Annotated in this window: 11 protein-coding genes; 2 read left to right on the top strand and 9 right to left on the bottom strand. The window is 56.3% G+C overall.

The features are described 5' to 3' along the window. Together pflB and pflA are read left to right on the top strand one after the other, a co-directional pair. On the top strand, positions 1–1805 hold a 1805-nt coding region (pflB, locus tag WFM46_RS02345; protein WP_336997002.1), incomplete at its 5' end, for a formate C-acetyltransferase. Between the two features lie 202 nt (positions 1806–2007). Next, positions 2008–2748 carry a pyruvate formate lyase 1-activating protein gene (gene pflA, locus WFM46_RS02340; protein ID WP_336997001.1) on the top strand — a complete coding sequence of 247 codons (741 nt, stop codon included), beginning with the start codon at positions 2008–2010 and terminating at the stop codon, positions 2746–2748. A gap of 34 nt (positions 2749–2782) precedes the next feature. Here pflA and WFM46_RS02335 read toward each other — a convergent pair whose 3' ends face one another. The 9 genes from WFM46_RS02335 to ftsK all read right to left on the bottom strand — a co-directional run bounded on the left by WFM46_RS02335 (position 2783) and on the right by ftsK (position 16408). Further along, entirely contained in the window at positions 2783–3301 is a 519-nt protein-coding gene (locus WFM46_RS02335; protein ID WP_103178913.1) for an anti-virulence regulator CigR family protein, read from the bottom strand. Between the two features lie 123 nt (positions 3302–3424). Next, positions 3425–4573 carry an MFS transporter gene (locus WFM46_RS02330; protein WP_180209719.1) on the bottom strand — a complete coding sequence of 383 codons (1149 nt, stop codon included), beginning with the start codon at positions 4571–4573 and terminating at the stop codon, positions 3425–3427. 274 nt (positions 4574–4847) lie between these two features. Continuing rightward, positions 4848–5711 carry a dimethyl sulfoxide reductase anchor subunit family protein gene (locus WFM46_RS02325; RefSeq protein WP_156654208.1) on the bottom strand — a complete coding sequence of 288 codons (864 nt, stop codon included), beginning with the start codon at positions 5709–5711 and terminating at the stop codon, positions 4848–4850. Position 5712: 1 nt separating this feature from the next. Beyond that, positions 5713–6330 carry a DMSO/selenate family reductase complex B subunit gene (locus WFM46_RS02320; protein ID WP_156654207.1) on the bottom strand — a complete coding sequence of 206 codons (618 nt, stop codon included), beginning with the start codon at positions 6328–6330 and terminating at the stop codon, positions 5713–5715. Positions 6331–6340: 10 nt separating this feature from the next. Beyond that, positions 6341–8785 (bottom strand): dimethylsulfoxide reductase subunit A, encoded by a 2445-nt coding sequence (gene dmsA / locus WFM46_RS02315; RefSeq protein WP_336997000.1) that lies wholly within the window; start codon positions 8783–8785, stop codon positions 6341–6343. A gap of 207 nt (positions 8786–8992) precedes the next feature. Continuing rightward, complete coding sequence (serS, locus tag WFM46_RS02310) at positions 8993–10285, bottom strand: serine--tRNA ligase (protein WP_180209718.1); 1293 nt, start codon at positions 10283–10285, stop codon at positions 8993–8995. Positions 10286–10377: 92 nt separating this feature from the next. Continuing rightward, positions 10378–11721 (bottom strand): replication-associated recombination protein RarA, encoded by a 1344-nt coding sequence (rarA, locus tag WFM46_RS02305; RefSeq protein ID WP_103178908.1) that lies wholly within the window; start codon positions 11719–11721, stop codon positions 10378–10380. 9 nt (positions 11722–11730) lie between these two features. Beyond that, a complete protein-coding gene (gene lolA / locus WFM46_RS02300) occupies positions 11731–12345 on the bottom strand; it encodes an outer membrane lipoprotein chaperone LolA (protein ID WP_103823389.1) in 615 nt (204 codons plus the stop codon). A gap of 127 nt (positions 12346–12472) precedes the next feature. Then, a complete protein-coding gene (gene ftsK, locus WFM46_RS02295) occupies positions 12473–16408 on the bottom strand; it encodes a DNA translocase FtsK (RefSeq protein WP_336996999.1) in 3936 nt (1311 codons plus the stop codon). Positions 16409–16415: the final 7 nt, after the last annotated feature.

Here is a 16415-nt window from a genome sequence, read left to right as displayed (position 1 = left end):
GCCGTAAATCGGGCGTCCTGACCGGCCTGCCAGATGCCTATGGCCGTGGCCGTATCATCGGTGACTACCGTCGCGTTGCGCTGTACGGTATCGACTTCCTGATGAAAGACAAATACGCCCAGTTCCAGTCTCTGCAGTCCGACCTGGAAAATGGCGTAAACCTGGAAGCCACTATCCGTCTGCGTGAAGAGATTGCTGAACAGCACCGCGCGCTGGGTCAGATCAAAGAGATGGCAGCGAAATACGGTTGCGATATCTCCGGCCCTGCAACCAACGCTCAGGAAGCGATCCAGTGGACCTACTTCGGTTACCTGGCTGCGGTTAAGTCTCAGAACGGTGCAGCAATGTCCTTCGGTCGTGTATCCACCTTCCTGGATGCATACATCGAACGTGACCTGAAAGCAGGCAAAATCAACGAACAAGACGCTCAGGAAATGATTGACCACCTGGTCATGAAACTGCGTATGGTTCGCTTCCTGCGTACCCCAGAATATGATGAGCTGTTCTCTGGTGACCCAATCTGGGCAACGGAATCCATCGGTGGTATGGGCGTAGATGGCCGTACTCTGGTAACCAAAAACAGCTTCCGCTTCCTGAACACCCTGTACACCATGGGGCCGTCTCCGGAGCCGAACATCACCGTTCTGTGGTCTGAAAAACTGCCGCTGAACTTCAAGAAATTCGCCGCTAAAGTCTCCATCGACACCTCTTCTCTGCAGTATGAGAACGATGATCTGATGCGTCCTGACTTCAACAACGATGACTACGCTATCGCTTGCTGCGTAAGCCCAATGGTTGTTGGTAAACAAATGCAGTTCTTCGGTGCGCGTGCAAACCTGGCGAAAACCATGCTGTACGCAATCAACGGCGGCGTTGATGAAAAACTGAAAATGCAGGTTGGTCCTAAGTCTGAGCCGATCAAAGGCGACGTGCTGAACTATGACGAAGTCATGGATCGCATGGATCACTTCATGGACTGGCTGGCTAAACAGTATGTCACCGCGCTGAACGTCATTCACTACATGCACGACAAGTACAGCTACGAAGCCTCTCTGATGGCGCTGCATGACCGTGACGTCGTGCGCACCATGGCATGTGGTATCGCAGGCCTGTCCGTTGCGGCTGACTCCCTGTCTGCTATCAAATATGCGAAAGTTAAACCAATTCGTGACGAAGACGGTCTGGCTATCGACTTCGAAATCGAAGGCGAATATCCGCAGTTTGGTAACAACGACGCTCGCGTTGATGACATGGCGGTTGACCTGGTAGAACGTTTCATGAAGAAAATTCAGAAACTCACTACTTACCGTAACGCTATCCCGACTCAGTCTGTTCTGACCATCACCTCTAACGTTGTGTATGGTAAGAAAACCGGTAACACCCCAGACGGTCGTCGTGCTGGCGCGCCATTCGGACCAGGTGCTAACCCAATGCACGGCCGTGACCAGAAAGGTGCTGTTGCCTCTCTGACCTCCGTTGCAAAACTGCCGTTTGCTTACGCTAAAGATGGTATCTCTTACACCTTCTCTATCGTTCCAAATGCGCTGGGTAAAGATGACGAAGTGCGTAAAACCAACCTCGCGGGTCTGATGGACGGTTACTTCCATCATGAAGCGTCCATCGAAGGTGGTCAGCACCTGAACGTGAACGTTATGAACCGTGAAATGCTGCTCGATGCGATGGAACATCCGGAAAAATATCCGCAGCTGACCATCCGTGTATCTGGCTACGCAGTACGTTTTAACTCGCTGACTAAAGAGCAGCAGAAAGACGTTATTACCCGTACTTTCACTCAGTCCATGTAAGTGGATTTGACTGAAATCGCGCAGTAATAGGCGTACAATAAAGGCTCCACGCAAGTGGGGCCTTTTTAACACCTCCCACTCCGCAGTCTCTTTTGCCCGCTATCTATAATAAATGGATAACAGCCAAAACAGACTCGACACAGCCAACGAGTTGTGCACATACACAGGCCCCGGAAGGGCCGAACCTGGAGATATCACCGCAATGTCAACTATTGGTCGCATCCACTCCTTTGAGTCCTGTGGCACCGTCGATGGCCCGGGCATCCGTTTTATTACCTTCTTCCAGGGCTGCCTGATGCGCTGCATGTATTGCCATAACCGCGATACATGGGATACCCACGGCGGCAAAGAGGTCACCGTTGAAGAGTTAATGAAAGAAGTGGTGACCTATCGCCACTTTATGAACGCCTCTGGCGGCGGCGTAACCGCATCTGGCGGGGAAGCGATCCTGCAGGCCGAGTTTGTGCGCGACTGGTTCCGCGCCTGCCGTAAAGAGGGTATTCACACCTGTCTGGATACCAATGGCTTTGTCCGTCGCTACGATCCGGTGATCGACGAACTGCTGGAAGTGACCGATCTGGTGATGCTCGATCTCAAGCAGATGAACGATGAAATTCACCAGAACCTGGTGGGGGTCTCGAACCATCGCACTCTGGAGTTCGCAAAATACATCTCCACCAAAGGCATTAAAACCTGGATCCGTTATGTCGTCGTTCCAGGCTGGTCAGATGATGATGACTCTGCCCACCGTCTGGGTGAGTTCACGCGTGATATGGGCAATGTCGAAAAAATTGAATTGCTGCCGTATCACGAGCTGGGCAAACATAAATGGGTGGCGATGGGCGAAGAATACAAACTTGATGGCGTGAAGCCGCCGAAGAAAGAGACCATGGAACGCGTAAAAGGCATTCTGGAGCAGTACGGTCACAAGGTCATGTATTAGCAAAACGCCCGGTCTTTACCGGGCGTTCTATTTATTAGTCAAAGACACCATTAATAATGGTCGTCACAATTGCCGTACTCAGCGCAATTAACACCAGATCCTTGCCGACTACCCGCCATTCATAACCAGGGTAAGAAGGCAATTGACCTAACATTGAAGCCGGTACACTCTTTTTCGCAATTCCCGGCGGCAGAGGTTTACCGCGGGCGAGGTTTTTCGCAATCCCCGGCGGCAGTGAGTCATAACCTGTTAAGCCATAGTTCAGTGCCAGATGACGGGCATGATCGTAACTGACACGTGCATCCACATCCTCTCTTACGCTTTTATTGGATTTGCCGGAAGTGTGGTTACCGTTATTTTGTTTATTACCATGATTATCGGAATTCCCCTTCCCGGAATTTCCGTTCCCATGATTACCGCTATTACCTTGCCCGCCGCCATTGCCGTGGCCATTTCCATTCCCATTGCCTGGATTAGCCATAACAGGTGCAGTTGCAAATGATAAAGACAACACTACTGCCAGCGCGGTAGTGGTAAAACGACGAGTAGACATAATCGCTGCCTTTTAGTGGTAGAACGCCTCTGAATTATCGCCTGGCATGATAAACAAACAATGCGTAAAACTCTTAGATGTGACAAAGACAAAAAAGCCTGTCATCGACAGGCTTTTATTTGTTCAGGCATGCGCCACTGGCGTCGGGTGTTCGCCCGCCTTGCGCAGCAACATTAAGAGATAAATAAACGACACGCTGGCGATCATTATAAACAGCAGATTGTCAGAATAGTTCTGCATCAGCATGGCAGTAAAGGTCGGGCCCAGCAAACTGCCGATGGTGTAACTCAGCAGCAGCGCCTGGTTCATCGCCACCAGCTGATGATGCTCCACTTTTTCACAGGCCCAGGCCATCGCCACCGGATAGAGGGTAAAGCCAGCCGCGCCCAGAATAAACAGTGCAGGCGCCATGGCGGCATTACTGAGCATGGCAAAGCAGCCCATGATCACCACGAAGACCTGTACGCGCAGCACCAGCAAACGCCCAAAGCGGTCGGCAAGACGCCCCACCGGCCATTGCCCGACAATCCCGGCGCTGACCATCACCGCCATCCAGAAACCGATACCGGAATCACTCACCCCCTGATGGTTGAGATAGAGCGGCATCAGACCATACAGCGAACCCAGCACAATCCCGGAGATGATGCAGCCATTAACGCCCAGACGCGCCTGGCGCAGTCTCAGCATCGGCCAGACGTGGGTCGCTTCCTGATGCTCGCTGCTCTGGTTCACAATGCGCGTAAAGAGCAGCGGCAGAATCGCGGCCAGCACCATGCCCGTCACCCACGGCAGTACGCTCATCAGGTCGGTCGGCAGCTTGCTGACCATCAACTGGCCCAGGACTGTCCCGACGTAATAGACCATCATATAGGCCGCCAGCAGACGCCCACGGTTGCGGGAGGTACCGCTGCACATCAGGGCGCTTTCCACGACCACCCAGATCATGGCGCAGCCTACGCCGGCAATAAAGCGCCAGACCATCCAGCTCCAGAAGCCCACCATCAGCCCCAGCCCGGCACAGCCGACAGCAAAAATAAGCGACGCCAGATAGTAGCTGCGGTTAAAACCAAAGCGTTTGATCAGGCTTCCCGTCATTAATGTTCCCAGCAGGTTGCCGGTAAAAAAGGACGAGCTGACCATGCCAACCTGCCAGGTCGGTAAATTTTCATGGGCGAGCCACAGCGGGACGAGCGTGTTTAACACCGCGATCGCGAGGGTCAGCAAAAGCAGGCCACAGAGTAACAGGAGCACTGGCCGGGTATAGGTCGACATGGATTAAAAACCGTGAGGAAGTTCAGATTTCGTGCGCATCATGCCACTGGCAAAAACAAAGTCAATCCACCCTCTTGAGCCGCAAGCACGATAAGGTCCCTGTCGATTGAAAAAACTCATCCTGCTAATGGAATGGCGGCTATCAATAATAGTTATGTGTTTGTTTTTATTTATGTACCGACAAACTTAAAGCCAAACGACAGAAGAAAAATTTCATGATCGAAAATAAAAAAACCGGGCACTATGTCCCGGCTTTATATAACAAAAATCAGCGTTAACTGGCGACAGCCATCCCAACAGTCATATGCAGACCGTAAAAGACGCCGCGCCCCAGTAATTCGCCCGCCAGCACCAGCACAAATGCCAGCGACAATATCGGTAATGCAGGTTGATAGCCTTTAAGCTGCGGTACAATCCAGCAGGCCAGCGCGACCGCTAACAGCACCACGCGCCAGGCCATCAGCGAGCCGTAATCCGGCACCAGAGCTGACGCCTGCTGAATGGAGCTGCTGATGGTTGCGAGTTCCGCCCCCTGCATCAGGGCAACGATGGCGCTCACCACCAGCGCCAGCAGGGAGACGACGGGCAGCAAACGCATGGCCCAGCCATCCACACCCGCCACGCGCAGCAGCAGGAAACCCAGCAGAGGCCCGCCGATAAACATCGTCAGGAAGAAGCTCATTGGGGTCCAGACGCTGTACCAGGTCGGCACGGTGTCGATTGTGTTATAGACCCGAACCATCATCCAGACGAACACCACGCCCAGCACCATAGTAACAATCAGCCACAGGCTGCGCAGCCCGGCAGGCAGCTTCTTCATCGCGGCCAGCAGCCAGCCCAGACCACCAACAGCAAAGAAGATCGCCCCGCTGGCAATCTCATTGCTGAGGGATGAGGCCCCCACACGGTTGAGGGAGTTGAACGCGCGCATCGGCGAGCCCAGGTGCAGCGTGGAGGCGATAAAGCCGATGCCCATCAGCACCCACAGGCCAAACATGCTCAGCACCAGACGCTGCTGTTGTTCAGCCTTCAGATCGCCTTTTAACAGCGCCAGCGCGAGCACAATAAAACCGCCCGCCACGCACTGTCCGAAGACGGTAAAAATCATTAACGGCCATTCATGCCATCCGCTTCCCATCTCACACCTCCTTTGGATTGGCCAGATAGCCGGTGGTATCACCCGTTGGTCGGCTGTTGGCATTGGGTTTAATGACGATACTCGGCTTCGTAAAGTGCGCAGACGGCAGCGGCGCGACCGCAGCCAGCTTGCCGTACTTCTGGCGCAGTTCGGCAATCGGACCGAAATCCAGCGCCCGTAGCGGGCAGGACTCCACGCAAATCGGCTTTTTGCCTTCCGCCACGCGGTCATGGCAGCCGTCGCACTTGGTCATATGGCCTTTGGCGGCGTTGTACTGCGGTGCGCCGTATGGGCAGGCCATATGGCAGTAACGACAGCCGATGCAGACATCTTCATTCACCACGACAAAGCCGTCGTCGCGCTTGTGCATCGCGCCGCTCGGGCACACCTTGGTACAGGCGGGATCTTCGCAGTGGTTGCAGGCAATAGAGAGATAGTAGGCAAAGACGTTCTGATGCCAGACGCCGTTGTCCTCCTGCCAGTCACCGCCCGCGTACTCGTAGATGCGGCGGAAGCTGACATCCGGCGTCAGATCCTTATAGTCTTTACAGGCCAGCTCGCAGGTTTTACACCCGGTGCAGCGGCTGGAATCAATAAAAAATCCATACTGAGTGGTCATCGGCTACTCCTTACGCCTTTTCAACCTGAACAAGGTTACTGTGAGACGGATTGCCTTTCGCCAGCGGCGACGGGCGTTGCGTGGTGAGCACGTTAATGCAGCCAGCCTGATCGACGCGGTTGGCGTCCGGGTTGTACCAGGCGCCTTCACCTAGCGCGACGACGCCCGGCAGAATACGCGGCGTCACTTTGGCTTCAATGTGCACTTCGCCACGACTGTTAAAGATCCGTACCCGGTCGCCGTTGGCGATCCCGCGGGCCTTAGCATCCAGCGGATTGATCCACATCTCCTGACGGCAGGCCGCCTTAAGGACATCAACGTTACCGTAGGTAGAGTGCGTACGCGCCTTGTAGTGGAAGCCGGTCAACTGCATCGGGAAGGATTTGACCTGCGGATCGTCGTAGTTTTCGAAGCCCGGGCTGTAAACCGGGAGTGGATCGATCACATCGTCTTTCTCAAGCTCCCACGTCGCGGCGATCTGCGCCAGTTCAGCGGAATAGATCTCAATTTTGCCTGACGGGGTGGTCAGCGGATTGGCAACAGGATCGGCACGGAAGGCTTTATACGCCACGTGGTGCCCTTCCGGGTCACGCTTTTTGAACATGCCTTGCTGGCGGAATTCATCAAATGACGGCAACTCCGGGATGGCCTCACGGGACTGCTCATACAGGTGGCGCATCCACCCTTCCTGGGTGCGTCCCTCGGTGAACTGTTGCTCAACGCCCATACGTTTCGCCAGCTCTGTGGTCATCTCATAGATGGTTTTGCAGCCGAAGCGCGGTTTGATCGCCTGGTCCGCAAAAATCACATACGACATATTGCCGCAGGAGGCATCAAGGGCGAAATCCATCTGTTCAGAGGCGGTGCAGTCTGGCAGTAAAATGTCGGCATACTTCGCCGAGGAGGTCATATGGCAGTCCACCACCACAATCAGCTCGCATTTTTTATCATCCTGCAGGATCTCATGGGTACGGTTGATCTGCGAATGCTGGTTGATCAGGCAGTTCCCGGCGTAGTTCCAGACCATTTTAATTGGCACGTCGAGTTTATCTTTGCCGCGTACCCCATCACGGGTGGCGGTCATTTCCGGGCCGCGCTCGATGGCATCGGTCCACATAAACATTGAGATGCTGGTCTTAACCGGGTTTTCCAGGGTCGGCATGCGTACAAAGGGCAGTGAATATGAGCCTTCACGCGCGCCGCTGTTGCCACCGTTAATCCCCACATTGCCGGTCAAAATGGCCAGCATGGCGATAGCGCGGGAGACCAGTTCGCCATTCGCATGACGCTGCGGCCCCCAGCCCTGAGAGATAAAGGCAGGCTTCGCCCCGGCAATTTCACGTGCCAGTTTGACGATTCGCGCCTCGGGAATGCCGGTGATGGCCGCGGCCCAGGCCGGGGTTTTGGCGATGCCGTCATTGCCCTGGCCGAGAATATAGGCTTTATAGTGGCCGTTCGCCGGTGCCCCTTCCGGCAGCGTTTTTTCGTCGTAGCCGACGCAATATTTGTCGAGGAAAGGTTGGTCGACGAGGTTTTCAGTGATCATCACCCACGCCAGGGCAGAGATCAGCGCTGCATCGGTGCCAGGACGGATGGGGATCCACTCATCTTCGCGCCCTGCCCCGGTGTCGGTATAGCGCGGGTCAATGACGATCATCCGGGCTTGCGATTTTTCCCGCGCCTGTTCGACGTAGTACGTTACCCCGCCGCCGCTCATGCGCGTTTCGCCAGGGTTATTGCCGAACAGGACCACCAGCTTGCTGTTTTCGATATCCGACGGGCTGTTGCCATCTGCCCACCCGCCATAGGTGTAGTTCAGGCCAGCGGCAATTTGTGCGGTTGAGTAGTCACCGTAATGGTTGAGGTATCCCCCACAGCAGTTCATCAGACGGGCGATCAGGGTTTTTCCCGGCGGCCAGGAGCGGGTCATGGTGCCGCCGAGGGTGCCGGTGCCGTAGTTCAGATAGATAGATTCGTTACCGTAATCTTTAATCAGACGCTGCATCGTACCGGCGATGGTGTCAAAGGCCTCTTCCCAGCTGATGGGTTCGAACTTGCCTTCGCCGCGTTTACCCACGCGCTTCATCGGCTGCTTCAGGCGATCCGGGTTATAGACACGACGGCGCATTGAGCGGCCGCGCAGGCAGGCGCGAACCTGATGTAATCCTTCGTAGTTATCGTCCCCGGTATTGTCGGTCTCAACATATTTAATTTCACCGTCAACGACATGCATGCGCAGTGGACAGCGGCTGCCGCAGTTTACCGTGCAGGCGCTCCAGACCACTTTCTCATCAGGTTTAACGGTCTCAGTGGCTTGTGCAGCCGATGCCAGACGTGAAAAAGGCAATGTGAATGCGCTACTGGCAACAGCCAGGCCGCCAATCGCCGTGGTTTTCATCAATCCACGTCGACTCACCTCAGCAGCCAGCAGAGCTTCAGGCGTTTTCATTTTCATAGACTCTCACTTTGATTGCTCACAAAGTTCAAAGGTGCGGTAACAACCGCTATATAGTTTTTTATATAAAGATACCGTGCGTTAGCAGACGTTTACGCTAACCAACTGTTTGGAAAGTATTACTACTTTAGAGGGAGGGGATATTGCCTGACATCAAAACCGGGGCATAAAAAAAGCGCCCGCAGGCGCTTTTTACTTAAAAACAATTTAACCGATGTACTGCTGGCCTTTCATATACGGACGCAGCACTTCAGGAATTTCGATACGGCCGTCCGCCTGCTGGTAGTTTTCCAGCACCGCGACCAGCGTACGTCCCACTGCCAGGCCGGAGCCGTTCAGGGTGTGCACCAGACGGGTTTTCTTGTCGGATTTGCTGCGGCAGCGAGCCTGCATGCGGCGCGCCTGGAAATCGCCTACGTTAGAGCAGGAGGAGATTTCACGGTAGGTTCCCTGCGCCGGTACCCACACTTCGAGGTCGAAGGTTTTGCAGGCGCCAAAGCCCATGTCACCGGTACACAGCGCCACGCGGCGGTACGGCAGACCCAGCAGCTCCAGCACTTTTTCCGCGTGACCGGTCATCTCTTCCAGCGCCGCCATGGACTCTTCCGGACGCACGATCTGCACCATTTCGACTTTGTCGAACTGGTGCATACGGATCAGACCGCGGGTATCACGGCCATAAGAGCCCGCTTCAGAACGGAAGCATGGAGAGTGCGCCGTCAGTTTGATCGGCAGATCGTCTTCGTCGATGATCTCATCGCGCACAAGGTTGGTCAGCGGCACTTCTGCCGTTGGGATCAGCGCGTAGTTGCTGCTGTCGGCTTCTTCATCCAGTGGACGGGTGTGGAACAGATCGCCGGCAAATTTCGGCAGCTGGCCGGTACCATACAGCGTATCGTGGTTCACCAGATACGGTACGTAGGTTTCGCTGTAGCCGTGCTGCTCGGTGTGCAGATCCAGCATGAACTGGGCCAGCGCGCGGTGCAGATGGGCGATCTGCCCTTTCATCACCACAAAGCGGGAACCGGTCAGCTTAACGGCAGCGGCAAAATCGAGCCCCGCGTGCATTTCGCCCAGCGTAACGTGATCGCGAACCTCGAAGTCGAACTCGCGAGGCGTGCCCCAGCGTTTCACTTCGACGTTGTCGTTTTCGTCTTTACCGACAGGAACACTGTCGTCAGGGGTATTCGGGATCGCCAGCGCGATTTCACGAATTTCGGCTTGAAGAACGTCCAGCTCGGCTTTCGCCTGATCCAGTTCTTCACCCAGCTTGTTCACTTCCAGGCGTAATGGCTCAATGTCTTCCCCGCGCGCTTTCGCCTGGCCGATGGATTTCGATCGAGAGTTACGCTCTGCCTGCAAGTTTTCTGTTTGTACCTGCAGAACTTTACGACGCTCTTCAAGAGCGCGCAGCTTATCTACATCCAGTTTAAAGCCCCGGCGTGCCAGTTTTTCAGCGACTGCGTCTGGCTCATTACGCAGCAGATTGGGATCGAGCATGCTTATCCTGTGCTTATCGAATTAAAATAGGAAATGTGACCACAGCCTGCGGTCACAAGGATACAATTGCCAACATTACCGCAACGATAGCCCTAACGGTAGCGTTTTATAGGGCTATTTTGATCCTGTCCGGCAAGCCAGGCGAGCTTTTCGCCAATCTTACCCTCAAGGCCTCTGTTTGTCGGGTGATAGTAGCGTGTTTGTGCCATTTCCTGCGGGAAATACTCCTCCCCGGCGGCGTAGGCGTTGGGCTCGTCGTGGGCATAGCGATACGCCTCACCGTAACCCATCTCTTTCATCAGTTTGGTCGGCGCGTTGCGCAGATGGACTGGAACATCGTAATCAGGACGTTCGCGGGCATCGGACATCGCCGCTTTGAAGGCGGTATAGACAGCATTACTTTTGGGTGCGCAGGCCAGATAGACAATGGCCTGGGCAATGGCGCGTTCGCCTTCGGCAGGTCCGACACGGGTAAAGCAGTCCCAGGCGGAAAGTGCCACCTGCATGGCGCGCGGATCGGCGTTACCGACATCTTCGGAGGCAATCGCCAGACAGCGGCGGGCGACATACAGCGGATCGCCTCCGGCAGTGATAATGCGCGCATACCAGTAAAGCGCGGCATCGGGCGCACTGCCGCGCACTGATTTGTGTAGCGCCGAGATCAGATCGTAAAAACGATCGCCTTTATTATCAAAACGCGCGCTACGTTCACCGGCGATTTCGGTCAGCAGCGCCGGGAGCAAGACCCGCTTGCCGCTGTCGTCGGTTTCGGCCATATCGGCCATCATCTCCAGGGTATTTAGCGCCCGGCGCGCATCACCGTTAACCAGCTCGGCAATGGCGCGACGCGTCTCGTCAGGCAGCACGATATCCTGGCCGCCGTAGCCCCGGGCCTTGTCGGTCATCGCCTGCGTCAGCACCTGCTCGATATCATCGGTGGTTAACGATTTCAGCAGATAGACACGGGCGCGGGACAGCAGCGCCGAGTTCAGTTCAAACGAGGGGTTTTCCGTGGTGGCACCGATAAAGGTGATGGTGCCGTCTTCAATATGCGGCAGGAAGGCATCCTGCTGGCTTTTATTGAAGCGGTGGACTTCGTCAACAAACAGGATCGTGCGGCGTCCGGCATTGCGGTTCTGCCGCGCCCGTTCGATGGCTTCGCGGATCTCTTTCACGCCGGAGGTGACGGCGGAGATGCGCTCAACATCTGCATCAGCATAGCGGGCGATCACTTCCGCCAGGGTCGTTTTACCGGTGCCCGGTGGCCCCCAGAGGATCATCGAGTGCAGATGCCCGGCCTCAATCGCGCGTGGCAAGGGCTTGCCCGCGGCCAGCAGATGCTGCTGGCCGATATACTGCGCTAAATTTTCTGGCCGCATACGAGCGGCCAGAGGTTGAAACGCATTATCTGAAAAATCGAGCGACAGGTTGCTCACTCACGCCTCTTACTTATTACGTTGATCGTCCACCGTTACGCCCTTCGGCGGGGTAAAGGTGAATTTCGATGCATCGACGGCACCGTTCTGCTGGGATTTCAGCTGATAGCTGCTGCGCTGATCGTCCTGCTCCACGGCACTGAATTGATTGATGGTGCCGTTGCTGCTCACGTTGATGGTGAACTGTTTCAGGTTGCCCGTGCTGCCTTTCGGGGTCAGAACGAACTCATCGCCGGTCTGTTTGATGTTGTACTGCTGCCAGTCGCTGGACTGGTTACGGGCAATCAGCATAAACGGCGTGTTGCTGGTCGCATCTTTCAGCCAGGTGGCGGTGGCCTGCTCAACAAACGGGTTAAAGAACCACAGGGTTTTACCGTCGGAGACAAGGATACTTTCGTCCGGCTGGGTCATATGCCAGTTAAAGAGATTCGGACGTTTAACCCACAAGTCACCCTGGCCTTCCTGCACCGCGTTGCCGCTGCCGTCAGTCACTTTCTGCGTGAAGCTGGCATGGAAGCTGCTCACTTTATCCAGGCGGCTTTTCAGGTCGCTGGCGGCATCAGCCCAGACGCTGCTTGCCACAAAGCCAGTGAGTAATGCACAGGTGATTGCGATTTTTTTCATTGTTCATCCTTACAAAGCGTCTTCCCGAAATGGGGGTTTCTGTCACTATTCTGGACCTGCCCGCAGGCAGGCGACAGAAGAAAATGCTTAATTTTTGCAGCTTTACCCATCTTTGCAATCGAGGCCGTTATTCAAACGGTGGCGGGGCCAGCACTTCACGGTTGCCGTTATGTCCCTGCTCGCTGACGATGCCCTGCGCTTCCATCTGCTCAATAATGCGCGCCGCCCGGTTATAGCCGATGCGGAACTGGCGTTGTACGCCGGAGATAGAGGCTTTACGTTTCTCGGTAACGAAGTTAACTGCCTGATCGAATAGCGGATCCAGCTCTTCACCGCCGTCAAAGCCGCCACCGCCGCCGCCTTCGCTTTCGCTGTCAGAGGTAATGCCTTCGACATATTGCGGGCGACCGCGCGCTTTCCAGTCCTGCACCACGGCATGCACTTCCTGGTCACGAACAAACGCCCCGTGAACACGCACCGGCGAAGTCGAGTTCGGCCCGGAATAGAGCATATCCCCCATACCGAGCAGCGATTCCGCGCCCCCCTGGTCAAGGATGGTACGGGAGTCGATTTTACTCGACACGGTAAAGGCGATACGGGTCGGGATGTTAGCTTTAATCAGGCCGGTGATCACATCCACCGACGGACGCTGGGTCGCCAGCACCAGATGGATCCCTGCCGCACGGGCTTTTTGCGCCAGACGGGCGATGAGCTCTTCCACTTTCTTACCGACGGTCATCATCAGGTCGGCAAATTCATCCACCAGCACCACGATATACGGCAGCTTTTCCAGCACCGGATGTTCGGCGTCCATACTGTCGCCCGGTTTCCAGTATGGATCCGGAATTGGGCGTCCCATCTTCGCCGCTTCGGCGATGATCTCGTTATACCCGGCGAGGTTACGCACGCCCAGCGCAGACATCAGCTTGTAACGACGCTCCATCTCGTTGACGCTCCAGCGCAGGGCATTGGCAGCATCTTTCATGTCGGTCACGACTTCGGTCAGCAGATGCGGGATGCCTTCGTAGACCGACAGCTCCAGCATTTTCGGGTCGATCATGATGAAACGCACATCTTCCGGCTGCGCTTTATAGAGCATGCTGAGGATCATGGCGTTAACGCCGACAGATTTACCGGAACCGGTGGTACCCGCCACCAGCAGGTGCGGCATTTTAGCCAGATCGGCCACCACCGGCTCACCCGCGATGTCTTTACCCAGCACCACGCTCAGTGGCGACGGGTTATCGCGGAACTTGGCGTTATCAAGCACTTCACGCAGGTAAACGGTCTGGCGTTTTTTGTTCGGCAGTTCCAGACCGACATAGGGTTTGCCTGGGATCACCTCAACCACGCGCACAGCCACGGTCGACAGCGAACGCGCCAGGTCACGGGAGAGATTGGAAATACGCGCGGCTTTAACACCCGGCGCCAGGTTCAGCTCGAAACGGGTGATCACCGGCCCAGGAGAATAGTTCACCACATCCGCTTTAATACGGAAGTCGGCCAGACGCGCCTCAACCAGACGAGCCATCTGCTCCAGGGCAAAGGTATCGACCGGCTCGACTTCCGTTGGCGGCGGCGTTAACAGATCCAGCGACGGCAGCGGCGTGGTTGGCTTTTGCAGTGGGCGGCTGTCGCCATTGCGCATCAACAGCGGATGGATCAGGCTCTGCTGAGGCTGAGGCTGAGGCTGAGCAGCTGGCTGCTGTGGCTGCACCGGCTGCGCATACTGCTGCGGCTGAACAGACTGCTGCGGCTGTGCATACTGCTGCGGCTGAACAGGCTGCTGAGGTTGTGCATACTGCTGCGGCTGAACAGGCTGCTGCGGTTGTGCATACTGCTGCGGCTGAACAGGCTGCTGCGGTTGTGCATACTGCTGTGGCTGAACAGGCTGCTGCTGTTGTGCAACATGTTGTGGCTGAACGGGCTGCTGCGGCTGTGGCGGCGTAACCGCCTGACGCGGCGGCTCGGCTTCCGGCATCACGCCCGGCGTGAACAGCGGCTCACTCGGCGTATCATCCACCAGATCTTTCATTGGCGAGAATTCAAAGTCCGCCAGCGAGAACGGATTAGCCCCTGTCGGTTGCTCACCGGAATAACGCTCCTGCTGCGTGGCGGCGAACTGGCGAGCCAGCTCCGCTTCGGCGGCACTATCTTCGTCATCCTGCGTTTCAAAGGACTGTGGCTGGGTCTGATGCTCATCACCACCATACCGCTGCTGTTGCTGCTGAGCGAACTGGCGGGCCAGCTCCTCCTGCTGCTGCATTTCATCGGCCTCGTCGTCGTAGTGTTCATCATACGGCTGACGTCCGGCTTCACGCGCTTTCTCTTCGGCCATTCGTTGGGAAGGCAGCTTGATGCCATACGAGGCCAGTTCACGGCGGGTCGGAACACGTACGCGATTAGGGCGCGGTAACTGCGGACCAATCCCCTCTTTTACCTGCGGACGCGGTGCGCCGCCGGTTGCCAGGCTGAATAACGGCGCGGCAGCGCTGGCCGCCGCGGCGCCTGCGCTTGTTGCCTGCTGCACGCTTGCGGCAACAGGTGCAACGGCGGAGGCGGGTTCCACAGCGGGAACCGGAATCGTCGGGGTTTCAGCGGCCTTAACCGGGGCTGGCTCTTGTGCCGCCTCGGGCACCGGCTGATACCAGGCCGCAAGCTGCTCGCGTTCCCGGGCACGTTTTTCTTCCACCTCTTCGAAATAGTAAAGCGGCGGACGGGACGGTTTCACCTCTTCAACCGGCGGCTCTTCGACAACCGGCGGGGTGATAACAGGCTCCGGCTGATAGACCGGCTCTGGCTGATAAACAGTTTCAGGCTGATAAACGGGTTCAGACTGATAAACAGGTTCAGGCTGATAGGCAGGCTGCTGCGGCGGCTCATACTGCGGCTGCGCGTAGACAGGTTCAGGCTGATAAGGCGGTTGCCACTCCTGCGGTGCCGCGGCGACATACGGTTCCGGCTCCGGGATCGGCGATGCAGGTTCCGCTTGCCATTCAACCGCATGTTGCTGCAGCGGCATCTCTGGAACAGAAGGCGTCGGAGTGACCGGTTCAACCGGCGCAGCAAAGGCCTGGGTTGCCGTGGTTGCGGCGGCAGCGGCAGCAAGGGGCTCAGCTACTGAGTGACCGTTGAGCAGCGGATCGAACTCATCATAATCGGACGGCAGCGCACGATTACCGGAGAACAACACATCATCCGGATCGGCGGCAACACCACGGGCACTATAAGCCACCTCTTCTTCGTCATCCATCCGTTTGCCGGAGAACAATGCCGCATCGGTTTTGCGGCCTAATGGATTGGCGAATTTCTCTGCCACACGCTTACGGCGCGCCAGCGCCCCGCGCATAATGCGGGCGCGGCGAGATTCACGACGCTCAGCGCTCGGCTCCGCGTCTTCGTAATCATCTTCGTACTCTTCGTCGTTAACCCAGGTATCATCGCGACGGGTACGGTTGCTGGCAAAGGTCAGGATATTGAGGATCACGCTGCCAATTTTCTCGGCGATAGTGACCCAGGACCAGCCGGTAAACAGCGTCAGCCCCGCGCCCCAGACGCAGAGCAGCGCCAGAGTACCACCGCTGCTGTGCAGCATCGGCTGTAGCGCGGTGCTCAGCAGGCTGCCAATCACGCCGCCGGAGGCAAAATACCAGATGTCGTCGGCATTAATCGCCGCCAGGCCGCAGGAGGTGAGGATCAGGGCAAGCGCACCAATCAGGCGCAGCGAGACAGCAAAATAGTCGATGTAGTCATCGTTCTGGCGATGGCGCCATGCAAACCAGCAGCCGCCAATAATAATGACGGGAAGGGTGTACGCCATTATGCCAAAGATAAAGAACAGCGTGTCCGCCAGCCATGCCCCCGGTACGCCGCCTAAATTATGGATAGGCTCATGCCATGCGGTTTGTGACCAGCTGGGATCGGAGGGGTTGAAACTGAGTAAGGCTGCCATCAACCAGACGGCAAAAAGGGCAACAAGGATCAGTAACGCCTCAAGGAGTCGGCGCCCACTGCTAAGCTTGGTTAAATTGACTTCTTTGTCTTCAGTATATTCCTGGCTCAAGAAAGGC

The sequence above is a fragment of the Leclercia sp. M50 genome, assembly GCF_037150775.1.
Taxonomy (GTDB): domain Bacteria; phylum Pseudomonadota; class Gammaproteobacteria; order Enterobacterales; family Enterobacteriaceae; genus Enterobacter.
The sequence above is the reverse complement of the archived record's forward strand: the minus strand, read 5'-3'. Positions and strand labels throughout refer to the sequence as shown.